Below are 21,848 nucleotides of genomic sequence, written 5' to 3' on the forward strand. Positions count from 1 at the left end.
AATAAAAAAACCGCCACTACGGTAATCGTAGTGACGTTTTTGTTATGGAGCCTAGTGAATTCAACCTCTGGCCTCATCGTTGCCAGCGATGCGCTCTCCCACGGATTTACACACCTATAAATACCTTCGACGAGTGAAAAAATTACCTTGTATTGAAAAGGTTCCTTAACGAATCAGGAATCTTTTCAATATAATTGGCGGCGGGGCACTAATATATAGATCAAATTAATATGTCTAATCGGTCAAATAAAGTTGAATGCCTTTGCAAAAGCATCAAGGTCATCAATGATAAACAAATCACTGCTCCAATTACCTGGCCATACAGCATATAATGTCGTTGTGTTATTATTGACCCTATGATAGGTTTCCAGAAGCTTCGGCCTATCCGACTTATTTTTGTGATAAACTTGTGACACATTACCGTTTTTATCTACCTCAAAATAACAAACTGTACCCATACTATATGGGAAGCTACCAGCTTCTTTAGCACTTCTCATCAATAACACTCCTTTATAGCTATACTACAAAGAAATCCATAATTTCCCACAAACAGACACTGCCTTGTGCTTACGTAAATCTAAATGAGTATATTGATATGTAGTGTATTGAATCGGTATAGTGATAATTTCTAATAAATTTTTGGATTTTTCAATCCTGCTATCACCGCATGATTTCATTTTTAAGCCAGCGATAAAAACCATCCTTTAGTAGGCTTCAGAAAAGCTGTCCCTAATTACTTTTACTCCCATTAAAGAACAATCATCAATCAACTGCAAGTGATTCAAGGCCTCAATGTCCAGTATTTCATGTGTGAAAATTTTCGATGCCATCGTGTTGCTGCCCATTGAAAGCAAGACATCAACATGACGGTAGAACCCGTATAACGAAACATGAGAATAGATATAACCATCACCATTAAAAGTTATATACGGAAATTGTGGCGGAATCCATAATCCCGTAATGTCACAAAAATTATCTTTTTTCATTGATCTTGTAATTCTTGGATATTGTACATAATCATTAAAAATCCCTAGTCGTTGAGCATAAATTCCCACTACTTGTTTAAGTTCGTCATACGTCAGACCAAAGCAAGCACGGGACATTAATTTGTTCTCTTCAAAAAAGAATGAATGCTCAGAATTGATCCTCTTTACGATACCAAATTCGCACGAACTCGCTATAGGCAAACTCACAATATAATTTTCAAGACGTTTGAACCTTGCCTTACCATATAATTCATGATCCAAGAAATTAGTCAATAATATACAACCCGCTTGCAGTCTATAAAAACCTCTTATCAGTTGTTTGCTTTTTTTCGCCGACTTACCACGGAGGTAATACGGCCACCCATTTAAATGCGCTCCTTTCTCTTCCCTACCAACAATTCCCATGTAACAAAACAATGCTCCGCTATCAGAGAGGTACAACGCTGGACCATGATCCGGAATTGATATATTTTCCCCTAGTTCTTCTGATGCATCAATTGTTTTATAGAATTCAGCCAACATTATGCTATCGCTCCCTTCTTAAATTTTAATCGCTTATATTCTAACTCCATTTTTTTGTAGCGTTATAGGATCAATACTTTGTGCTATACCTACAGTAAGCATAGACTATTTCCATTCCAAATTCCAGAAAATATCCCCATTTCCGACAATAGAAAGCCCCCGCAAGTGTCAGGACCTCCTCATTTTCATTAGTCCTGCCATCTATGTATGTTTTTGGTCGAGCATAGGGGGATGTTTGAATCCTTCATCTTTCCTGCTGACGTAGCTTAATCGCCGATGACAACCTTAACGGTTGATTCCAACGCCGTGCTCGTCCGCTTCGCTCCCTGCGTGCGGACTGAACCCTCGGGGTTCGGCCCCCGCCTAGCATAAAAAAAATCCCCGGAACACTAATTGGTCCGAGGACTTTTTTTTATGGAGCCTAGGGGGATGTTTGAATCCTTCATCTTTCCTGCTGACGAAGCTTAATCGCCGATGACAACCTTAGCGGTTGATTCCAACGCCGTGCTCGTCCGCTTCGCTCCCTGCGCGCGGACTAAACCCTCGGGGTTCGGCTCCCGCCTAGCATAAAAAAAATCCCAAGAACACTAATTGGTCCGAGGACTTTTTTTATGGAGCCTAGGGGGATCGAACCCCTGACCTCATCGCTGCCAGTGTGGTATGCGCGGTGTCCTGCTATGTACCAATATGTCCGAAAGCCTGCTGTAGAGCGGGTTTTCGGACTTCGCTCTGTCTTCCTGTTTCCTCGGATTTCCGTCGATAATCCAGGGTTAGTGATCATGGATGTGATCACGCCATCCCTCAAATTCCTTTGAGGATGAGATCATGTGAAGTGCGGTGCGTCACTATGCAACAGAACTGGAAATCATGATATAATACTAATGATAAGGATTGGAGTTGATTCGGATGCACGACCTGCTTGACCCCAAGAATGATTTCGTCTTCAAACGCATCTTCGGCAGCGAAGAGAACAAAGATATCCTGCTTGCCTTCCTTAACAGAACCTTTATAGAAGCTGGGGAGCCGCCGCTGACCGAGATCATCCTGATGAATCCATACACGGATAAGGATTCGCCGCGCGATAAGCAATCCATCTTCGACATCCAAGCCAGGACAACTGAAGGAAAGCTCATTAATGTGGAGATGCAGCTATTCAATAAGTACGATAATGAGAAGCGCACACTTTACTATTGGAGCAAGCAATACGCGGGACAGCTTGAAGAAGGACAGTCCTACAAACAGTTGAAAAAATGCGTCACAATCAATATTCTCAACTTCTCCTTACTGTCTAACGACCGTTACCACAACATTTTTCATCTACGGGAAGACCATAGCGGCATTACACTGATCGACGATATTGAAATCCACATCATGGAGCTTTCCAAGCTGAGTTCGCAAGACATACCGAACGAAGGTGGTTTGCTTAACTGGTTACTGTTCTTGAAAAGCGAGGATACAACGAACTGGGAGGTGTTGAAGGTGAATGAACCTGCTCTGGGTAAAGCAATGACCGCATTAGAATACCTGAGTCAAGATGCTGAAGCACGGCGTCTGTACGAGATGCGACAAAAAGCTCTGCATGATGAAGCTTCGATGTTGGAAGGTGCAAGGGCGGAAGGCGAGTCACTTGGCAATTTTAAAGGAAAATTGGAGGTTGCCAAGAACATGCTAACTAAAGGTATGGACGTACCAACCGTAGCGGAACTGACTGGACTTTCAACAGAACAGTTGGAACAATTGAAACGAACACATTGAATCCTTTAGGCTGTGAGGGACTAGTTCCCCACAGCTTCTGTTTATTTATGGATTAACAGATTGAGCTTGCTTCAAATGCTACTTTCGTTTGCTACGGGGTCTGGCAGACACTCCAATCCCCAAACTTTCTCCCCCATGACAAAGTTATCCTCTCCAGCCTCAGGCCAGTATTCAGGATGTATCATATCTAATCTGAAAGGTATTTCTGCCTTATCATCCATGCGGCTTCCACAATACTGGGTTAATTCATGTAATCCTTCATATTCATCTAAATCTGTAGCCAAATAGCCGATAGGGGGATATTTGAGTATGCTGAACATACCGACACCCCCTCTACTAAAATCGCTCCATTCACCTCTGTATCTAGGCATTGCTATATCTCTAATTACCTTTAGGCTCATGTATGGATATATCCAGTAGAACACCTTTATTCCTTTAGGAATAATCATCGATTCATCTAATACGTAATCCCGATACTTATCGTCAATCTTGCTCGTGCCGAAATCTCCAGTTGCTGAAAGCATGTGACCGAGTAGAGATTTACAGATTAGTGCTGGTTTAGTCTTAACATGATCCGTCGCTTGTGGCAGTGTTAGCCTAGTTTTAATCATAAGCATGACATCGGCTGCAAGTTCATTAAGAACAGGGTCGGCTTTTGCTCCTAATAAAACGCCGTGCTAGTCCGCTCCTTCCTGCGCGCAGACTGAACTCTCGGGGTTCGGCCCCGCAGGCAAATAAAAAAACGCCACTACGGTAATCGTAGTGACGCTTTTTTTATGGAGCCTAGGGGGATGTTTGAATCCTTCATCTATCCTGCTGACGAAGCTTACTCGCCGATGACTACCTTAGCGGTTGATTCCAACGCCGTGCTCGTCCGCTCCGCTCCCTGCGCGCGGACTGAACCCTCGGGGTTCGGCCCCCGCCTAGGCACAAAAAAATCCCCGGAACCCTAATTGGTTCCGAGGACTTTTTTTATGGAGCCTAGGGGGATCGAACCCCTGACCTCATCGCTGCCAGCGATGCGCTCTCCCAGCTGAGCTAAGGCCCCGCGGCGACAAGAATGATAATATCACAGGTGCAATAAGCTTGTCAACAGTTTGACTCGCTGCACCTGCAAATTATTTTTTATCATCGCCTACCTGATGCTTGGACAATATGTCCGTAAGCTCTCGCATGAACATACTGATGTCCTTGAATTGACGATACACGGAAGCAAAGCGGATATAAGCGACCTCATCCACAGGGTATAGCTGCTCCATGACGATCTCGCCGATTTCCCGGCTGTCGACCTCGGCGCTGGCGGTGTTGCGGATTTGCTTCTCCACTTCGGAGACGATCATATCGAGCTGCTCGACGGATACCGGACGCTTCTCGCAGGCGCGTATAAGACCGCGCAGCATCTTCTCGCGGCTAAATTCCTCGCGGCTGCCGTCTTTTTTGATTACGATAAGCGGGGTTTCCTCCACCATCTCGAACGTGGTGAACCGCTTGGCGCATCTTTCGCATTCTCTGCGGCGCCGGATCGATTTATTCTCATTGGCCGCGCGGGAATCCAGTACTTTCGTTCCGGAATAGTCGCAATAAGGGCATTTCATTTTTCAATATCTCTCCTCTTGATTACAAATGAACAATTATTGCCAGTGAATCCCTGTAATGAACTTCTGTGAAAAGCACATAATAGGATTACAAACGACAAGGAGGTGAACAGACATGGGTGCAGGACAATCTCGAAGCAGCAACCAATTGGTTGTTCCACAAGCTAACGCAGCTTTGGATCAACTGAAGTATGAAGTAGCACAGGAATTGGGTATCGCCATTCCTCAAGACGGTTACTACGGTAACATGGCTACTCGTGACACTGGTGCTATCGGGGGACATATTACACGTCGCCTGGTACAAATCGCCGAGCAAACACTTGCTGGCGGGAACCGATAGGTAAAGGTTAGAGAAGTATTGGACAAAGCTTCCGTGAAGGGGCCTGTCCAATACTTCTTTACTTTCAAGAAGCCATTCCCCAATCCTTCGCGTATAACTTGTGATACTTATTATAATAATACAAAACACGCTGAATGTAATGTCTCGTTTCTCCATACGGGATCGAATTCGAATTTTCCAAGGTTCCGTCCCACTCTCTGTTTTGAATCCATCTGGTTACTTTGCCTTGCCCGGCGTTATATCCGGCTATAATAGCGACCGTATTGCCGTTGAACTCCTTATGGAGCCAGTTAAGGTACCAGGTTCCGAGCTCTATGCTGACAGAAGGATTGTCCAGATCGTTTTTGAACGAGGGAGAAAACTTGCCGGCATCCACAATCCACTCGGTCGTATCGGGCATAAGCTGCATGAGACCGTAGGCGCCTTTTTTGGATGAAATATTCGTTTTATAATTGGATTCTACTCGAATGATAGCTGCAACCAATAGCGGATCGACCTCGTAAGCTTGAGCATGCTGCCTTATTTCTTCCTCATAACGGATAGGATACAACCATTTTCCGACCTTATCGCTGCTGATAAACATGAGGATCACGAAGGTGATGAAAAGTAGAGCAAACACTCGCTTTTTCCGCCAAAAGCTGATGCTCATAGCAGCCTCCTTCCCTTTAGAAACGCCTCCACCTGGTATTCCGTCTGCACAAGCGTTCCTTGATTGTCTATGAGAATGTCGGCCATCGCTTTTTTGTTTTCGATATCCATTTGTGCTTGAAGACGGGCCTCAGCCTGTTCTTCCGTCAGCCCATCGCGCGACATAAGCCGCTTGAGCTGCTCTGTTCTGGGTATGTACACGACCATGACGGCCTCGAACATGGATTGCAGCCCCGATTCGTATAACAATGGCACGTCCACCACGACAAGCTTGTCCGGGTGCTGCCGTTCGTATTGCTCCATTCTCTCCCGCATCAGGGCGCGGATCGAAGGGTGCATAATGCCCTCCAAATCCTTACGCGCCTGCGGGTTGCCGAATACCGCCTCACCCAGCTTTTTGCGGTGCAAAGAGCCGTCGGGGAGCAGCATGTCCGCGCCGAAGCGTTCCACGACCAACTGCAGCACGGGACTACCCGGCTCCACGACTTCCCTGGCAATGCGGTCGGCATCAACCAGCATCGCCCCGCGCCGCACCAGCAAATCCGCTACAGTGCTTTTGCCGCAAGCGATGCCTCCGGTTAAACCGATATTCATATACATTCTCCTACGAAAAAAGTTAGTAATCGCCTGCTGTTTTTCACTACATCAATTTCATGATACCCATAACAATCAATACAAATCCGGGGAATACCGATAATCGGCGAATCCAAAATAATTCCGAATACTTATAACCTATTCGTAAGCCGCTCGCCAGGAAGGTCCCGCTGGCCAAAGCAATGACAGCCGAAGTCAGCAGCGGGGCAAAACCGATCAAAGCCGCCCCGATCCCCGCGCCGAAGGCGTCCAAGGATAAAGCGACGCCGAGCAGCAGCGCTTCGTACGGCGAAATGTTGCCGGAGCGGTCCATATCCGCGATAGACGGCTTGCGCAATATTTGAATGACCAAGCCGAGTCTTTTCAACTCGATGTAAAATACTTCCCGCGGACTTGGAGCGGCGGATTCCTCCAACGAAGCCTCCGCCGGCCCTACCGGCTGGGGCAAGCCGTCCTCTTCGTCTTTTTTCTTCGATACGACCTGGTAGACGGCCCAAATTCCGATGCCGATCAAGATGACGCCGCCGATCGCTTTGGCAAATTCAGGATCGACGAAGCGGCTGATAAACACGCCGATCTGCATGGACACATAAATGATGCATCCCGAACAAAGCGATATAATCGCCACCGATAACAGCGGCATTCGGATTTTGCGCAAACCGTACATGACGCCTACGCCGAATCCGTCCAGACTGACAGCCAGAGCCAGTATCAACAAGGAGACAAAAGGCAGCATAGAACTTCCCCTCCCGACCGTTTTACTCCTACTATATGGCATAGATGGGCGGAGGGTGCAGCCTACTCGTCGTACGTTTGCCCGCAGGCGGTTACGCCTTGCGGCTTCGTTGCTTCTTCAAGGGCTGACAGTTCGGGCAAACATGCGTCCCCCGTCCTGCCACCACCGACTTCTCAATGTGCGCCCCGCAAACCGGGCAAGGCTCGCCTTTATGCCCGTACACTTTGAGCTGATGCTGGAACAAGCCGATCTCGCCTTGTCCGTTTACATATGACTTGACCGACGAGCCCCCGGCGGCAACCGCATCGTTCAACGTGCTGAGTATCGCCTCGTATAAGGAAGCCAGCTCCTGCCGCGACAAGGAGCCCGCTTCCCGCTCGGGGTGAATCCCGGCAAGAAATAGGGACTCATCCACATAAATATTCCCGAGCCCTACGATATATTCCTGATTCAGCAGGAGCGGCTTGATCTTGGTCGAGCGCCCCGCCAGCTTGCTCTTGAACGCATCGAGCGTGAACGCATCGTCCAGAGGCTCCAAACCCAGCTTCTTCAGCGGCTGTTCCTCCAGCTCCTGACCTAACGGGAACAAATGCATCGTCCCGAATTGGCGCACGTCCTTATATCTCAATTCGCTGCCGTCGGTAAAATGAAACACCACGTGCGTATGCGTCTCCAGCGGATCTTTGCTGTCGTAGACGCCGTACCGCCCTTCCATGCGCAAATGCGAAACCATTGTATAGTTGTCCATCAGAAAGCGGAGAAATTTGCCCCGCCGCTCGACGGAGCGTATCGTTTCGCCCTGCAGCATCATGCTGAACTCCAGCGGTTCTTCCGGCCGCTGAATAATTCTGCGCAAATGCACCGTGACATTCCCTATCGTCTTCCCGACGACCAGCTGACTTAATGTTCGTTTGACTGTTTCGACCTCCGGAAGCTCCGGCATGTTGTTTCACCTCGGTTATTACTTGGCTTCGTACCAGTTGGAGCCGGTATCGACTTCCACTTTCAGCGGCACATCCAGCTTCAGCGCATTCTCCATCACTTCCGCCACCGCCGTTTTCATCGTTTCGATTTCGTCTTCGGGCACTTCGAACACCAATTCGTCATGCACCTGAAGCAGCATCCGGCTGCGCAAGCCGTCGCGCTTCAATCGTTCGTCCATCTGCACCATCGCCAGCTTGATAATATCCGCCGCGGTGCCCTGAATCGGCGTATTCATCGCCGTACGTTCGGCGAAGGAGCGCAGATTGAAATTGGATGCGGTAATCTCAGGCAAATAGCGGCGGCGCTGCAGTAGCGTCGTGACATAGCCGTCCTGGCGCGCTTTTCGGACGATATCGTCCATATATTGGCGAACGCCCTGGAACACGGCAAAATATTGCTCGATAAACTGCGCCGCTTCTTTACGGGTAATATTTAAGTTCTGCGACAGACCGTAATCGCTGATACCGTAGACGATACCGAAATTGACGGCCTTCGCCTGCCTTCTCATATTGGAGTCCACTTGCGACTCGGAGACGCCGAACACATCCATCGCCGTCTTCGTATGGATATCCAGGTCGTGGAGGAACGCCTCCATCAGCTTCTCATCCTGGGATATATGCGCAAGCACCCTCAGCTCGATCTGCGAGTAATCCGCAGTCAAGATCGACCAGCCCGGCTTTGAGGGAACGAAGACTCTGCGGATTTTGCGGCCTTCCTCCAGACGGATCGGAATGTTCTGCAGATTCGGATATTGGCTGCTGAGCCGCCCGGTCGCCGCGATCGTCTGCCGGTAATAGGTATGCACCTTGCCGGTATCTTTGCGCACCTCCTTGAGCAGCCCTTCCACATAAGTAGATTGCAGCTTGGACAGCGTGCGGAAATGCAGAATATGGCCAATGACCGGATGATACGGCTCCAGCTTTTCAAGCACTTCCGCATCGGTAGAATAACCGGTCTTGGTCTTCTTTACGGTAGGAAGCTGCAGCTTCTCGAACAACACTTCGCCGAGCTGCTTAGGCGAGTTAATATTGAACTCCATCCCTGCGGCGTCATAGATCGAATGCATAATCGTCTCCAGCTGCGAGCCCAGCTCTTCGCCGTACTGCTTGAGCGCTTCCGTATCGACCTCGATGCCCTTCTCCTCCATCGCGGCAAGAACGCTTGCCAGCGGCTGCTCGAGCCCGTAAAACAGCTGATGCATGCCGCTTTCTTCCAGATCCCGTTTCATCGGCTCCGTCAGCTGATGAATCGCCGCCGCCTTGCGGCATAAATAGTCGCATAGAACGTCCAACGCGGGAATTTGGAATTTGGCTCCCTTGCCGAATACATCCTCATCCGCTTTAAGCGCCGGCAGTCCGTACTTGACGGTAAGACCGTTAAGCGTAAGCGCCGACTCCGTAGGATCGAGCAAATAAGCGGCAAGATGCACGTCGAACTCCGTTCCGCGCAGATGAATGCCGCGCCATGCCAGCAAGATCTCGGCGCGATGCTGATCGTAGACGGCCAGCGCTTTGTCCGAGGACTGGAGCCACGCCTTCACGGCTTCCGCTTCTGCAGTGCCTTCCTGCAGCCGCTCGAACGGCACATAATAGCATTTGGCCTCCGTATACAGCGCCAAACCGATCATCTCCGCGTTATGCGGATTATCTCCGGCCGCTTCCACATGCAGCGCCGTCACCTGAGGCAGGATGCCGACCAGCTCGGCCATGTCGTCTTCGCCGACAACCGCCGCTTCGATAGAAGCCTGCTCCCGCCCGGCTTCAGCCGAATCTCCGCCGGAGAAATCCATCTTCTCAAGCAGCGATTTGAACTCCAGCTTGCGGAACATGCCCGCCAGAGCCTGTCCTTCGTAACCGGAGTAAGCCAGCTCCTCCCACTGCGTCGTCAGCGGCACTTCACGGTAGATCGTCGCCAGCTCCTTGCTCATTCGGGCCTCGTCCGCATGCTGCTCGACTTTCTCCTTCATCTTGCCTTTGAGCTGAGCGGCGTTCTCAAGGACGCCTTCGACGGACTCATACTCGTGCAGCAGCTTCAGCGCCGTCTTCTCACCAACGCCGGGAATGCCCGGGATATTATCCGAGGCGTCGCCCATCAGCCCTTTCAAATCGATAATTTGATGCGGCTTAAGACCGTACTTTTCCTCAATCAGCGCCTTATCGTACAGCTCAACCTCGGTAATGCCCTTGCGCGTCAGCGCGATCTTCACGCGATCCGAGACAAGCTGAAGCATATCTTTGTCTCCGGTGACGACGATCACCTCGATATCGCCTTTCTCGTCGGCAATGCGGGTCAGCGTACCGATAATATCGTCGGCTTCGTACCCTTCCAGCTCGAACTGCGCCATACCGAAGGCGCGGATCAAATCGCGAAGCAGCGGAAACTGCTCGGACAGCTCGGGCGGCGTCTTCGCCCTTCCGCCTTTATATTCTGCATAGTCTTTATGTCGAAACGTCACCTTCCCCGCATCGAACGCCACGAGGAAATGGGTCGGCTGCTGCTCTTCCAGCAGCTTGAGCAGCATCGTCGTAAATCCGTACACCGCATTCGTATGCAGTCCGCTGGAGTTGCTGAGCGGCGGCAATGCATAGAACGCCCGATTGGCAAGACTGTTGCCGTCAATCAATATCAATTTCGACACGCGCTACACCTCATTTTTTTCATAACATCACATACTCCATGATAGCATAGGACAACGAAAGAAAAAAAGCTTACGTCCACTTTGCCCTTCATAGGGGTGACGCCGACGCCCGTAGCATAAGCATAGATTATAAGGCGATGCTTTTCGCGTAAACGGAGGTAGAACGTTTATGAGCACCTCAACCCGTACAGCAGGCAAAAAGGCGATCTGTTTCGATGTCAATCAAACGTTGATTCATCAAGGCATTCACTTCGAGCAGGCCTTCCGTTCCGTATGGAACGATTACTACTCCCGCTCGGTCCAAGGCAGCTTTCCGACGGCGGAAGCGCTTTGGAGCAAGTACCAGTTTTACTGGCAGCAGCATAAAAAAAATAAAACCGCCCGCCTCCAGCTCGACGACCTGCAGCAGCAGTGCCTGCAAAGCGCCATTAAGGAGCTCGAAGTCCCGGTTCATCAGCAGTTCGCCCGCGATTTCTTCCAGCTTGTCCGCAGAGAGAGGCTGGCGGCCAGGTCGCTCGCTCCCGGCGTGGAAGAAACGCTCCGGTCGCTGGCACCCCGATTCAAGCTGGCGATCATCAGCAACAGCCCGCGCAGCGAGGTCAAGCATTTGCTGGAGCGGTTTGGGCTCCATGATTTTTTCCCCGAGGACCGGATCTTCACCGCCCAGCACAGCTCGGAGAAAAAACCGAACGTTCCCTTGTTCAAAACCGCGATCAGAACGCTCGATCTGTCGCCGCGGCAGCTGGTGATGGTCGGTAACTCCTGGAAGCATGACGTGTGCGGCGCCACCAAAGCCGGGCTCGATGCGGTCTGGGTGCAAAGCGGGGCCTCGGCCAAAAAAATTACTCAACAAAAGCTCGGAAAACGAAACGTGTACTGCATACAGCAGATGGATCAGCTGCTCGAATTGTTCTGAACGTCTTCCCCTCCAAGCCCGATGCGTTCGGAACGGAAGGCGCTGCCGATGACGCTTTTGGACTGTTTTTTCAGCTTGGCGGCGACTTGGGAAATTTGCTCCGGCGTAACGGCCGCTTCCCGCTCGCACAAAATCAGCGATAACGAGACGGTTACGCTTTTCGCCTCTACCCGGTTGCCGCTGCGGTCCTCCACGAAGATCCCTTTGTCGCCTTCCACGAACAGGCAGGCACCTTGATCGAACCGCCTTATCAATTCCTTGCACAGCTTCTCGGGCTGCTCGGCCGAGGTGATGACGATGAAGTCGTCGCCTCCGATATGGCCGACAAAATCGAACGGATGGCCGCAGACCACGACCGACTGCTGAATAATATCCGCCGCAAATTGAATAAGCTGATCGCCTTTTTGAAATCCGTAGCGGTCGTTAAACCATTTGAAATAATCCAGGTCGGCATAGATGACCGCAAACCGTTTATTGTCCGAGAGGCGCTTGTTCAGCTCGCGGTAAATCTGGATATTGCCCGGCAGTCCCGTCAGCGGGCTGGCCACCTTGGCGTTCTCCATCCGGGCGTTCGTAATGCATTCCAGGATCGCGCGGATCGAGGCGGCTCCGGCCATTCGCCCTTCGCGCGTAATCACGACCAGGTCGTACAAGTTGTTGATGGCCCGGGAAGTCGCCAGCGTGGAGACCGTTTCTACCGGCATGTGCTCATCGACGATCAGCGGATGCGCATCCATGAATTGATCGATCGTTCGATGCCAGAACAGCGAGAACCCGTACTGCCCGGCCAACTGCTGGAACAATCGCTCCCGCATCATTAAGCCTACCGGGATGCCGTCCGATACGATGACGACGCCTTGGGCATTCAGATGATTTTTAAAGTAATCGGCAACCTCGGAAATTTGCGTCTGGCGGTCGAACGCAGCGGCCGGCGAGCACAAATCCCCTATCGTCCAGGCGCTGCCGGCCGTATCGTGAATTTTTCTGTGCTGCACGATATGACGCACCAGCCGGTCGCTGACGACGGCCTGCTCCGATCCGGGGGCGCCGAGCAAATAGCCTTGGCCGTAATGAACTCCCATCCGGGTCAAATAAAGCAGTTCCTCCTGCTGCTCGATGCCTTCGGCGATCATTTCAATACCGAGCTTGCGGGCAAAAGAGACGAACGTCTCCAAAATGGCTTCCTTCGTCTTATGATGTTGAACCCCCTGCACCAAAGAGCGGTCCACCTTAATAAAATCCGGCTGCAGCTCGGCTATCGCCTGGAGCGAGGAATAGCCCGCCCCGGCGTCGTCGATCGCGATCCGGTAGCCTTGATTGCGATAATGCTCCAATATTCTCTTCGCAGCCGAGAAATCTTCGATCGAGCTTCGTTCGGTCAGCTCGAATACGATCCGCCCCGGGTCCATCCCCTTGGCCTCCAGCAGCTCCAGCGTTCGGCCCGGAACGAACTGCGGATCGTTCAATACGGCTGCGGATATGTTAAGAAACAACAGCTCGCGGCCTTCTGCAAAGAACGCGCCGCGGATCGCCTTCTCTCTCGCCAGTCTGTCGAGCGGGTAAAGCAATCCGGCCCGCGCTGCGGAAGAGAACAGGCGGTCCGGCGAATGAAGCGGGCTGCCGGCGGGCCCGCGGGTCAGCGCCTCATAGCCTAAGATCCCGCCGTCTCTAAGCGAAACGATCGGCTGATAAACGGAATGGATTCGCTGGCATTGCACGATGTCCCCGATGTCATGTTCACCGATTTCAAATTCCGGGCGTTGCTCCGCCCCGTAAGAGTCCGGTTTGCTAGTGGTCATGCTCCTCATCCCCGCCTCACCGCTAAGTAGTTGTCGATTGCAGAAACGGCGTTTCTCTCGCGCCTTATCCCGCCTATATACCTACTTGCACTATAGCATAGGAAATTTATCTCAGTGTTAAAGTCCTATTCGGATTTTGTTAACCGATTGTAAATAACGGGCTGAATACAAGGAACCAGGGCCTATGATCTGAAAAGCACAACCATTGGCGACGGCAAAAAGCACCTCTAAAGCGCCCGATACGCCTGTCGGCATATCGGGGCCATAGAGGTGCCCGATCGGTTAATTCATAAGCTCCGCGTACTGCAGAAGACGTTTGACCATCACGGCCGCTTCCGCGCGCGTTGCATGGTCAGTTGGCGCGAAGTTGCGGTCCGTCATGCCGTTCATGATGCGCGCGTTCAAAACTTGCGCGACCGCTTCCTTAGCCCAGCCGCCGATCGCCGGACCGTCGGCGAATGCCTTCAAGGCTGCGGCGTCGCCAGAGGCCGGTTTGCTCACAAGCTTCAGTGCTCGCGCCGCCATGACGGCCATTTGTTCGCGGGTTATATTCGCGTCCGGCTTGAATGTGCCGTCTTCGAAGCCGTCGATCAGACCGGCCTTAACGGCAGCGCCGACGACGTCCGAATACCAGTCCGACGATGTTACGTCGGAGAACCGGGAAGCGCCGCTACCGGACAATCCCAGGGCGCGAACGAGAATCGCCGCGAATTCGGCCCGGGTAATTCGGCTGTCCGGACTGAAGGTTGTATCCGTCATGCCGTTGACGACCAGCTTCGATGCGAGCAGCTCCACATCGGCGCGGGACCAGTGGCCGGCCAAATCCGGGAACGATTTGCCCGACTCGGCAACGGCATAGATGCTGTTGCCCGGACGCTTGATCGTAACCTGCGTCCCGCTGCCGCCGGTGCTGAATATCGCCGGAACGAAGCTGAACTTGCCGGTCGAAGGATTGTACAGAACAGCCGTCGACCGACTCGCGTCCAGCGTCTTGCCGACGCTCATCGTCCGCGAGACGTAGTTCGTACCGAAGTCCGTTACGGAGACCGATTTGCCTTTGGCTTCGGCAGTCACGCGGAAATCGACCACCTCGGAGACGATCTCCAGCCCCGCTTGCTTCGCATTATCTTTGACGGCTTGCAGCGTGTCGTTATTGACGCGCTCCATCGACAGCGTCAGCTGCACGTCCTTCACTTCCGTTCCGAGCTGCTTAGCCAGGGCCGCGAAGTCGACCGCGCGGATCGGCAGGCTGTACGTCGTACCGCCATACTTCACGCAGACGACCAGCTGCGGCAGCTTGCCCAGGGCATCCGCCAATACTTGAGCCGGAAGCTGGAACACGGCTGCGTCGGCATCGCCGCTTGTGGCTTCGATTGTAATTTGAGGCGCTGCAGATGCATCCGCGATCAATGCTTCGATCGCATTGGTTACGGCAGCTTCATCCAAGGTGACTTTGGCTGCGGTTCTGCCGTCCGCCATCTTCTCGATAACCGGGTCGACGTTCAAGAACTGCGCCCCGTCCTTGCCGGACTGAACGATCGGAGCCGCTGCCGAAGAGCCGCCTCCCCCGCCGCTTCTTCTGACTATCGTCCGATTAGGCTTCGCGGAAGCTTCGTTGGAATAGGCGCTTTCGCCGGCATCATTGGCCGCCGTAACGACATAATAGTAGGCGGCCCCGTTCGTCAAACCGAGGTCTTTGTACACATTCGACGTCACATTCGCAGCAATGTTGACATAGCCCGTTCCTTGCATCGTGCTGCGTTTGACGTTGTAATAGGTCGCTCCGCTCACCGTATTCCACGTCAGCGACGCCTGCGCGTCTCCCGCCGCGGCGCTTAAGCCCGCTGGCGCATCAGGCACTTGCACCGTCATTCCCGCGCTCGGCACGGCCGACGCTTCATTGGATTCCGCGCTCTCGCCTGCGCTATTCGCCGCCGTGACGACATAATAATAGGTCGTTCCGTTGACGAGCCCCGTATCCGTGTAATGATTGTCCGTCACATTCGCAGCAATGTTGACATAGCCCGTTCCTTGCGTCGTGCTGCGCTTGACGTTGTAATAGGTCGCTCCGCTCACCGTATTCCACGTCAGCGATGCCTGCGCGTCTCCCGCCGCGGCGCTTAAGCCCGCTGGCGCATCAGGCACTTGCATCGTCATTCCCGCGCTCGGCACGGCCGACGCTTCATTGGATTCCGCGCTCTCGCCTGCGCTATTCGCCGCCGTGACGACATAATAATAGGTCGTTCCGTTGACGAGCCCCGTATCCGTGTAATGATTGTCCGTCACATGGGAAGCAATGTTGACATAGCCCATTCCTTGCGTCGTACTGCGCTTGACGTTGTAATAGGTCGCTCCGCTCACCGTATTCCACGTCAGCGACGCCTGCGCGTCTCCCGCCGCGGCGCTTAAGCCCGCCGGCGCAGACGGCTTACCTATACCGTACGGCTGCGGCTGGATCGCCTTAACGGCCTCTTCGCCGAGCCGGTCCTGAAGCTGTTGTAAATATAAGCTGGGAGGATTGACATGGCTGCCGAGATGATCCCAATACGCATCCTTTCTCGGACGCGTATCGTAGTCGTCGGGAACGATCCCCGGCTCTTTCGCTCCCACATGGCCGATCGCATAGTTTTGCGCCGTAGGAGGCTGCTGTGCCGTCAAAATGCCTTCGGTGTTCCACGTTACGTAGTTCGCTCCGGCCCACGTATGTCCGCTGCCCAGCCAAACGCGGTCACGGATCACGATATGACCTTTGACCTGATCGAACAAGCCGCCTGTCGACCAGCGGTGATGCGGTTCGCTGGAGTTGTAATTTTTCTGCGATTCGCTGTTATGAATTACATTCGGGCCCGGAACCCGGCTGTCGAATACGAACGCATGGCGCTCGGTTTCCGAATAAGAACGCTGTACCAGGTTCAATTGGCCGACAAAATAATAAGCGTATCTTGTCCCGCCGGTAATCGTACTGACAAAGTCGGTGACTTTGCAGTCCTGAACGGTCACCCATTTGGCGTTTCGGTCGATTTTGACCAGTGAGGTCGCCAGATGCTTGCCCGTCACATCGCGGACCCAGCTATTTTTCAAACCGTTCATCGCGACGAACGTTTGCAGGTGATTATCGTCCGCATAATACGGGTCCGTCGTATCGTTGTCCATAACGGTACTCATAATCGAAGGATCGAAGTCGGAATCGACGGCCATATTTTCGACGCCTATATTTTCAATACGGCCAGGGTCCGAATACTTCATAATTTGCCCTCCGCCCCATCGTCTTTCGATGGAATTGGCGATCGGAGCGTCTACCGTAATGACGTTGCCCTCAATCTTGGTAATTTCCCGGTCAAAATCGAGATTGAACGGCGTCATCTGTGACGAAGATCCCGGCGGCAAGCCCGGACGGTCGTAAATTTTGTCCATATCGGTCGCATGAATCCAGCTCTGGTTGCCGACGCGGCGCACAATAACCGTATCCTTTACTTTGAACCCGCTGGCGTCGGCAACCCGGAACGAGCGCGCTCCCGCCGGCACGAACATATCGGTTATGTCCTGCGCCGTGGCGGAATCGACCTGTACGCCGGCCGTACTGCCCGCTTGAATTAGCGTTCTTGCTTCACTGCCGGTTCCGAACAGAAGCGTACCGTCACGCTCATCCTGTCCTTCGCCCCGCAGGACGACGCCGCCGACCGGCATGCTCAGGGAACCCGCAATGTCGTATCTGCCCTTCTTCAATAAGACGGCGCCGCGAATTCCGCCCTCATCCTCCGGCATCGCTGAAACTTGATCGATGGCATCTTGAATCAGCTGCGTGGCATCGCCTTGAACCGGTTCGACGACAACCTTCACCGGAGCGTCCGGGAGCGCTGCGCCGCCGCCTTGATAACCGACGTTCGAGAAATCGAGCACGCGGTTTCCTTTGTAGTCCGGCACGTAGACCAGTCTTCCATCCGGTCCCAAATAGACGATATTGCTTTGATCCGTCTTGAGCATCGCCGGGTCCAGCACCGTAAAATAGAATGTGTCGTACGCCGATGGATTGCCTGCCGAATCGATCGTCAGCCGAATCTCATATTGACCGTACTGCGAGACCGCGCCCGCAAACGGGATGCTCTGGCTGTCACCGGCCTGGAATTGACGAGCTGGAATCGATTGCAGCGTTTGAATCGTTTCATGGTCGTGCAGCACCAGCTCCGCGCTGATCGCAGCGTCGACATACGGAAGCGCCGTAACCGACGGATACGCGTCCCCGATCTGCAGCAAAGCCGGCTGCCCGATATCGATCGTCATGCTGGGATGAGCCAGCTCCAGATCGGCAAGCAAAGGCTTGAGATCCTTATTCGGATTGGCGACCTCCACCCAAATACTCGAATACACTGTTTTTTCATTCAGCACCGCCGTCGCGTACACGAGAACGACGCCTTCGTCCACCGCTGTAATTTTCGCGTTGCCGTCGATCGTGGCGACCTTCGTATTTTTCGAAGTGTACGTCACCGTCGCTTTGGACAGATCCGCCGGCTCATCGCCTCGGGTCAGCGTCCCTTTCAGCTTGAGCTGGGCCGTATCTCCCTTGTTTAAGTAGATCGTGTCGTTCAGCTGCGCATAAGTTTGCTGACCGTCGTAAAATTGAACGGTCTTCAAAATATCCAGCAGGCTGCCGTAAACTTCAAATTCCTGCACGCCCGCCCCTTCGGACAGATGAGACAGCTTGAGCCGAATAAAATCGCCGTTCGTTTTCGGGAAAATAACCGATTCGGTCGCGGCCACCGTTCCTGTCTTCGCATACACGTCCTTCCATACCGTTCCGTCGCTCGACGCTTGAATCGCGTATCCGCTCAGCTTCTCCGGATTTACGAATGTAAGGAGCGCGCGGTTGAACGAATACGTATCGGTAAGACTCGTCTGCAGCCAGGAGGCTTGATCATCGCCTACATCCGCCGCGCTTGGAATCCACGCAGCATTCGTGCCGTCGACTGCCGCCGCCGCATTGCCTGAGCTCGCCGTCGCCGGTTTGCCTTGGACCGCATTGATCTGCTGCGCCGGATCGTACACTTCAAGCTGGATGCTCGTCCCGATCAGCGTACCGCCGACGATGGCCTCGGCTGTAATTTTCGTCTTCCCGTCCTTGAGCGCCTTGATTTTGCCGGTATTATCCACCGAAGCGACCGACGGATCGGAGCTTGTAAAATAAGTCGTGCTGCCGTCCAGTACGGCATCGCTGCCGTTATCGAGCTTGCCGGAGAGGATGAGGGACTTCTCGGCGTTCACCGCAAGAGGCACGACTTCGTCCTGTTTATACAGATGCGGGCTCGCATCCGTCAGCGTTACGCTGCTCAGATGCTCCGACGGCGGCGCCGCATCCGGGTTGTTGTACACCTCGAATTCATACAATTGGAAGTTTTTGCTGTCAAAATTCATCTGCAATCTTACGGAAGAAGAGGTCACCGATTGAAAATCGATCGTATCGACGGCTTGATAAGGAGGCCGCTTGACGAAAACATCCTTCCATTTGCCATCGCTGTCCATATACTGAATCGAAATCTGCTTGACGTTCGTCGATCTCCAGTTCAGCTTCACCTCGTTAAAGGTCGCAGGCTCTCCGAAATCGACTTGAAACCAGGGACTTAAATCTTTGCTGTTGGAATTCCAGCTAGTGCTGACGTCGCCGTCAACGGCCAAGCCCGTTCCGTTTTTTTCGGCATTCGACGTCGTGCTGGCCGACACTTTCTTCCCCAGCGCCAAATTGGCAAGCTGGGCCGCCTTCGCCCCCGTAGGCTGCACGATCAACCCGCTCGGCAGCAGCAAGGAAAAAACGAGCAATGCTATAACCGCTAGCTTGAAACGATGGATCTTTTCCCTCAATTCCCAACACCTCTCTCCATAAAAATGAAAACGCTAACATCAAGAATTCATTATAGGTCTCGTCCCCAAAGGAATGATTATGCTTTCTTATGCGGGCATACGTTCTTTTATTGTGTTTTTTTGCTTGTGTTTTTTTTATGGCGGGCTTATTCGGATATTTCGTTTGAAAAACAGTATTTACTTTCACCGAAAACTGTGCTATTTTAATTTCCATACTTGTAGAAATAACGAATAAAGAGTCCATGCGCGAAAGTAACTCCGTCGGGCAGACTTTATAAGCAAAGGTGAGGTTAGTATGGTCGAGGATAACGCAGAAGTTCGGCAAGCCGTCAAAGTATATAAAGCGCTCGGCGAGCCGACCCGGATCAAAATCGCTCTGCTGCTGACTGAGGAAAGGAATCTGTGCTGCTCGGATATTATGTCTAAGCTGGAATCCGTCGCCGGTTCCACGCTGTCGCATCATCTGAAACAGCTCACGGACTGCGGCTTGCTGGATCTGCGCAAAGACGGGACGTACATCTATTACAGCGTAAACCGTGATATTGCCCAAAAATACGCGCCTTTTTTGCTGGAGTAATTTTTTTTATCGTTTATTTCTATATTTGTAGAAATATAAAATTAGAGTGGAGAGAGGAGCAATACGATGAAGTCTTATGTATGGAAAATTTATATACTTGCCGCCGTCAGCTTCCTGGTCGGCACATCCGAATTTATTATCGCGGGGATTTTGGATAAAGTGGCGGCGGATATCGGGGTTCCCTTATCTGCTGCGGGTCAGCTTATCACTGTATTTTCACTTGCTTACGCCTTCGGGACGCCGGTGCTCATGGCCGTCACCTCGCGGCTGGACCGCCGCAAGCTGCTACTGTACTCCCTGGGCGTTTTCGTGCTCGGCAACGCAGCCGCCGTCCTCTTGTCCGGCTTCGCCTTCCTCGTCGCCTCGCGCATCATCCTGGCGCTCAGCACTGGCGTATTCGTCGTTACCGCGCTAACCGTCGCTTCCAAGCTGGCTCCCTCCGATAAGCAGGGAAGCTCCATCGCCACGCTTGTGATGGGCTTCTCGACCGCACTGATCGTCGGCGTCCCGATCGGCCGAGTCGTCGCTTCTTACTATGATTGGCGAATGGTGTTCGGAGGCATCGGCGTGCTCGCCCTGCTCGCGATGGCCGCCGTAGCGCTGACCATTCCTAAGTCGGGAGGCGAGGAGCCCGTGCCGATCGGCAAGCAGTTAGCCCTGCTTAAGGAGCCGAGAATTGCGGTCGCATTGCTGATCACTTTCTTCTGGATCGCCGGTTACGCGATAGCTTATACGTACATTTCGCCGTTTCTTCTCACCGTGACCGGAATGAGCGAGCAAGGGGTCAGCATCGGGCTGTTCGCCTTCGGCATCGCCAGCTTGCTCGGCTCCAAATTCGGAGGCTACAGCACGGACCGATGGGGCGTATCCCGCACGCTGATCTCAGGCATGCTCGTTCATGCCGCGGCCCTCGTTCTAATCTCCGTGGCGGGAGCATCTCCCGCTCTCATGATGCCGCTGCTGGCGCTATGGTCTTTCGCCGCCTGGTCGTCAGGGCCGACCCAGCAGTATAATTTGATCCGGCAGGCGCCGGAAGCTTCGGGCATTATGCTCAGCCTGAACAGCTCCGTGCTGCAGCTCGCCATGGCGGCGGGCGCAGGCATCGGCGGCGTTGTCGTCGAGCAAGCGTCGCTGACGTCCATCAGCTGGATCGGCGCCGCCGGGGTAACGATCGCGGCCGCAACCGCTGCCGCCTCTGCGGGCATGTCGCGCTCGCAAGCTCGCCGCAAGACGGAGAAGCGTAAGCTGCAAAGGGTGTAAGGGATAGAATGAAAAACCGTCAGGGGGTTGGCCCTTGACGGTTTTGTGCCAAATCATGCAACATGGCGTATTCATTGTGCGTCTAATTTGAATGGAACGATTTGTAAATCATTCAAATAAACAAAATCTTTTCCTAGAACGGAGGCTCACAATGAACAAATACATGCTTAGCGTTTTCGTTTTGCTGATTGCTTTGTCCGGATGCTCAACCGATAGCGGTAGTTTCAATGATAAAGACATTCGCTTCAAGCTTGTCGATAAGCAATTAAATAGTGATTCGAGGTCATATTCAATTGAAATTAAAAATAGTTCCAAGTTTCAGCTTACCCATTTACACTTGAATTTAAGTTACCCAATTAAACAAATAAGCGGCGCGAAAAACAACCCTTTTGTAGTTGAAGGGAAAACAGAGAAAAGACCGGTCCATCTGAATTCTGATGAAACCGCGAATTTTACAATCTTCGCTCCGATTAAAGAGGTGTTTGCAAATTCGAATACAATCGATATTGAACATCCTGACATTGAATTGCAAGGTTTCGTAAAGGCAGGGAAGCAGGAAATCCCCTTCCAAATAGCCGGAGAATTAGAAGCAATCATTGGAGAATGGTAAGCATGTATAAAAAAGAGACCTCTCCGGTCTCTTTA

Annotated in this window: 18 protein-coding genes and 1 tRNA gene; 6 read left to right on the forward strand and 13 right to left on the reverse strand. The window is 52.4% G+C overall.

Annotated features, from left to right (window positions below; genetic code table 11):
* Positions 1-242: 242 nt before the first annotated feature.
* Both SK3146_RS10870 and SK3146_RS10875 read right to left on the reverse strand, forming a co-directional pair.
* On the reverse strand, positions 243-497 hold the full coding sequence (locus tag SK3146_RS10870; protein ID WP_249865091.1) for a hypothetical protein: 255 nt from the start codon (positions 495-497) through the stop codon (positions 243-245).
* A gap of 207 nt (positions 498-704) precedes the next feature.
* Entirely contained in the window at positions 705-1,508 is an 804-nt protein-coding gene (locus tag SK3146_RS10875) for a hypothetical protein (RefSeq protein ID WP_249865092.1), read from the reverse strand.
* A 906-nt stretch (positions 1,509-2,414) separates the two neighbouring features.
* On the opposite strand from SK3146_RS10875, the gene SK3146_RS10880 reads away from it, so the two are divergent.
* The gene (locus SK3146_RS10880; protein WP_249866264.1) at positions 2,415-3,263 is read left to right on the forward strand and encodes an Rpn family recombination-promoting nuclease/putative transposase; all 849 of its coding nucleotides are present in this window, start codon (positions 2,415-2,417) and stop codon (positions 3,261-3,263) included.
* A gap of 71 nt (positions 3,264-3,334) precedes the next feature.
* On the opposite strand, the gene SK3146_RS10885 is transcribed toward SK3146_RS10880, so the two are convergent.
* The 3 genes from SK3146_RS10885 to nrdR all read right to left on the reverse strand — a co-directional run bounded on the left by SK3146_RS10885 (position 3,335) and on the right by nrdR (position 4,858).
* Positions 3,335-3,880: a hypothetical protein gene (locus tag SK3146_RS10885; protein ID WP_249865093.1), complete on the reverse strand. Its 546-nt coding sequence runs from the start codon at positions 3,878-3,880 to the stop codon at positions 3,335-3,337.
* Between the two features lie 358 nt (positions 3,881-4,238).
* Positions 4,239-4,311, reverse strand: a tRNA-Ala gene (locus tag SK3146_RS10890).
* A gap of 70 nt (positions 4,312-4,381) precedes the next feature.
* Positions 4,382-4,858 (reverse strand): transcriptional regulator NrdR, encoded by a 477-nt coding sequence (nrdR, locus tag SK3146_RS10895; RefSeq protein ID WP_249865094.1) that lies wholly within the window; start codon positions 4,856-4,858, stop codon positions 4,382-4,384.
* A gap of 115 nt (positions 4,859-4,973) precedes the next feature.
* Between nrdR and SK3146_RS10900 the strand changes: the two genes are divergently transcribed.
* Positions 4,974-5,198 carry an alpha/beta-type small acid-soluble spore protein gene (locus tag SK3146_RS10900; RefSeq protein ID WP_249865095.1) on the forward strand — a complete coding sequence of 75 codons (225 nt, stop codon included), beginning with the start codon at positions 4,974-4,976 and terminating at the stop codon, positions 5,196-5,198.
* 64 nt (positions 5,199-5,262) lie between these two features.
* Here SK3146_RS10900 and SK3146_RS10905 read toward each other — a convergent pair whose 3' ends face one another.
* From SK3146_RS10905 to polA, 5 genes are all read right to left on the reverse strand, one after another.
* Positions 5,263-5,841, reverse strand: coding sequence for a lytic transglycosylase domain-containing protein (locus SK3146_RS10905; RefSeq protein ID WP_249866265.1), 579 nt, complete (start codon positions 5,839-5,841; stop codon positions 5,263-5,265).
* Positions 5,842-5,843: 2 nt separating this feature from the next.
* Positions 5,844-6,440, reverse strand: a complete 597-nt coding sequence (gene coaE, locus SK3146_RS10910; protein ID WP_249865096.1) for a dephospho-CoA kinase — start codon at positions 6,438-6,440, stop codon at positions 5,844-5,846.
* Positions 6,441-6,486: 46 nt separating this feature from the next.
* A complete protein-coding gene (gene ytaF, locus SK3146_RS10915) occupies positions 6,487-7,176 on the reverse strand; it encodes a sporulation membrane protein YtaF (RefSeq protein ID WP_249865097.1) in 690 nt (229 codons plus the stop codon).
* Positions 7,177-7,267: 91 nt separating this feature from the next.
* Positions 7,268-8,119: a DNA-formamidopyrimidine glycosylase gene (mutM, locus tag SK3146_RS10920; protein WP_249865098.1), complete on the reverse strand. Its 852-nt coding sequence runs from the start codon at positions 8,117-8,119 to the stop codon at positions 7,268-7,270.
* Positions 8,120-8,137: 18 nt separating this feature from the next.
* The gene (gene polA, locus SK3146_RS10925) at positions 8,138-10,798 is read right to left on the reverse strand and encodes a DNA polymerase I (RefSeq protein WP_249865099.1); all 2,661 of its coding nucleotides are present in this window, start codon (positions 10,796-10,798) and stop codon (positions 8,138-8,140) included.
* Positions 10,799-10,967: 169 nt separating this feature from the next.
* Here polA and SK3146_RS10930 point away from each other — a divergent pair, with 169 nt between their 5' ends.
* Positions 10,968-11,714, forward strand: a complete 747-nt coding sequence (locus SK3146_RS10930; protein ID WP_249865100.1) for an HAD family hydrolase — start codon at positions 10,968-10,970, stop codon at positions 11,712-11,714.
* Here SK3146_RS10930 and SK3146_RS10935 read toward each other — a convergent pair.
* The 3 genes from SK3146_RS10935 to SK3146_RS10945 form a co-directional block, all read right to left on the reverse strand.
* Positions 11,693-13,513 (reverse strand): bifunctional diguanylate cyclase/phosphodiesterase, encoded by a 1,821-nt coding sequence (locus SK3146_RS10935; protein WP_249865101.1) that lies wholly within the window; start codon positions 13,511-13,513, stop codon positions 11,693-11,695. The two genes, SK3146_RS10930 and SK3146_RS10935, sit on opposite strands and share 22 nt — an antisense overlap.
* Positions 13,514-13,795: 282 nt before the next feature.
* On the reverse strand, positions 13,796-19,285 hold the full coding sequence (locus SK3146_RS10940) for an S-layer homology domain-containing protein (RefSeq protein WP_349655218.1): 5,490 nt from the start codon (positions 19,283-19,285) through the stop codon (positions 13,796-13,798).
* On the reverse strand, positions 19,173-19,610 hold the full coding sequence (locus tag SK3146_RS10945; protein ID WP_249865102.1) for a hypothetical protein: 438 nt from the start codon (positions 19,608-19,610) through the stop codon (positions 19,173-19,175). The genes SK3146_RS10940 and SK3146_RS10945 overlap by 113 nt, the downstream gene beginning before the upstream one ends.
* Before the next feature lie 51 nt (positions 19,611-19,661).
* Here SK3146_RS10945 and SK3146_RS10950 point away from each other — a divergent pair, with 51 nt between their 5' ends.
* The 3 genes from SK3146_RS10950 to SK3146_RS10960 all read left to right on the forward strand — a co-directional run bounded on the left by SK3146_RS10950 (position 19,662) and on the right by SK3146_RS10960 (position 21,813).
* On the forward strand, positions 19,662-19,943 hold the full coding sequence (locus SK3146_RS10950; RefSeq protein ID WP_249865103.1) for an ArsR/SmtB family transcription factor: 282 nt from the start codon (positions 19,662-19,664) through the stop codon (positions 19,941-19,943).
* A gap of 66 nt (positions 19,944-20,009) precedes the next feature.
* On the forward strand, positions 20,010-21,203 hold the full coding sequence (locus SK3146_RS10955; RefSeq protein WP_249865104.1) for an MFS transporter: 1,194 nt from the start codon (positions 20,010-20,012) through the stop codon (positions 21,201-21,203).
* A gap of 151 nt (positions 21,204-21,354) precedes the next feature.
* Positions 21,355-21,813, forward strand: coding sequence for a hypothetical protein (locus SK3146_RS10960; protein WP_249865105.1), 459 nt, complete (start codon positions 21,355-21,357; stop codon positions 21,811-21,813).
* Positions 21,814-21,848 lie beyond the last annotated feature (35 nt).

Origin of the sequence: Paenibacillus konkukensis, assembly GCF_023523925.1 — a bacterium.
GTDB classification, from domain to species: domain Bacteria; phylum Bacillota; class Bacilli; order Paenibacillales; family NBRC-103111; genus Paenibacillus_S; species Paenibacillus_S doosanensis.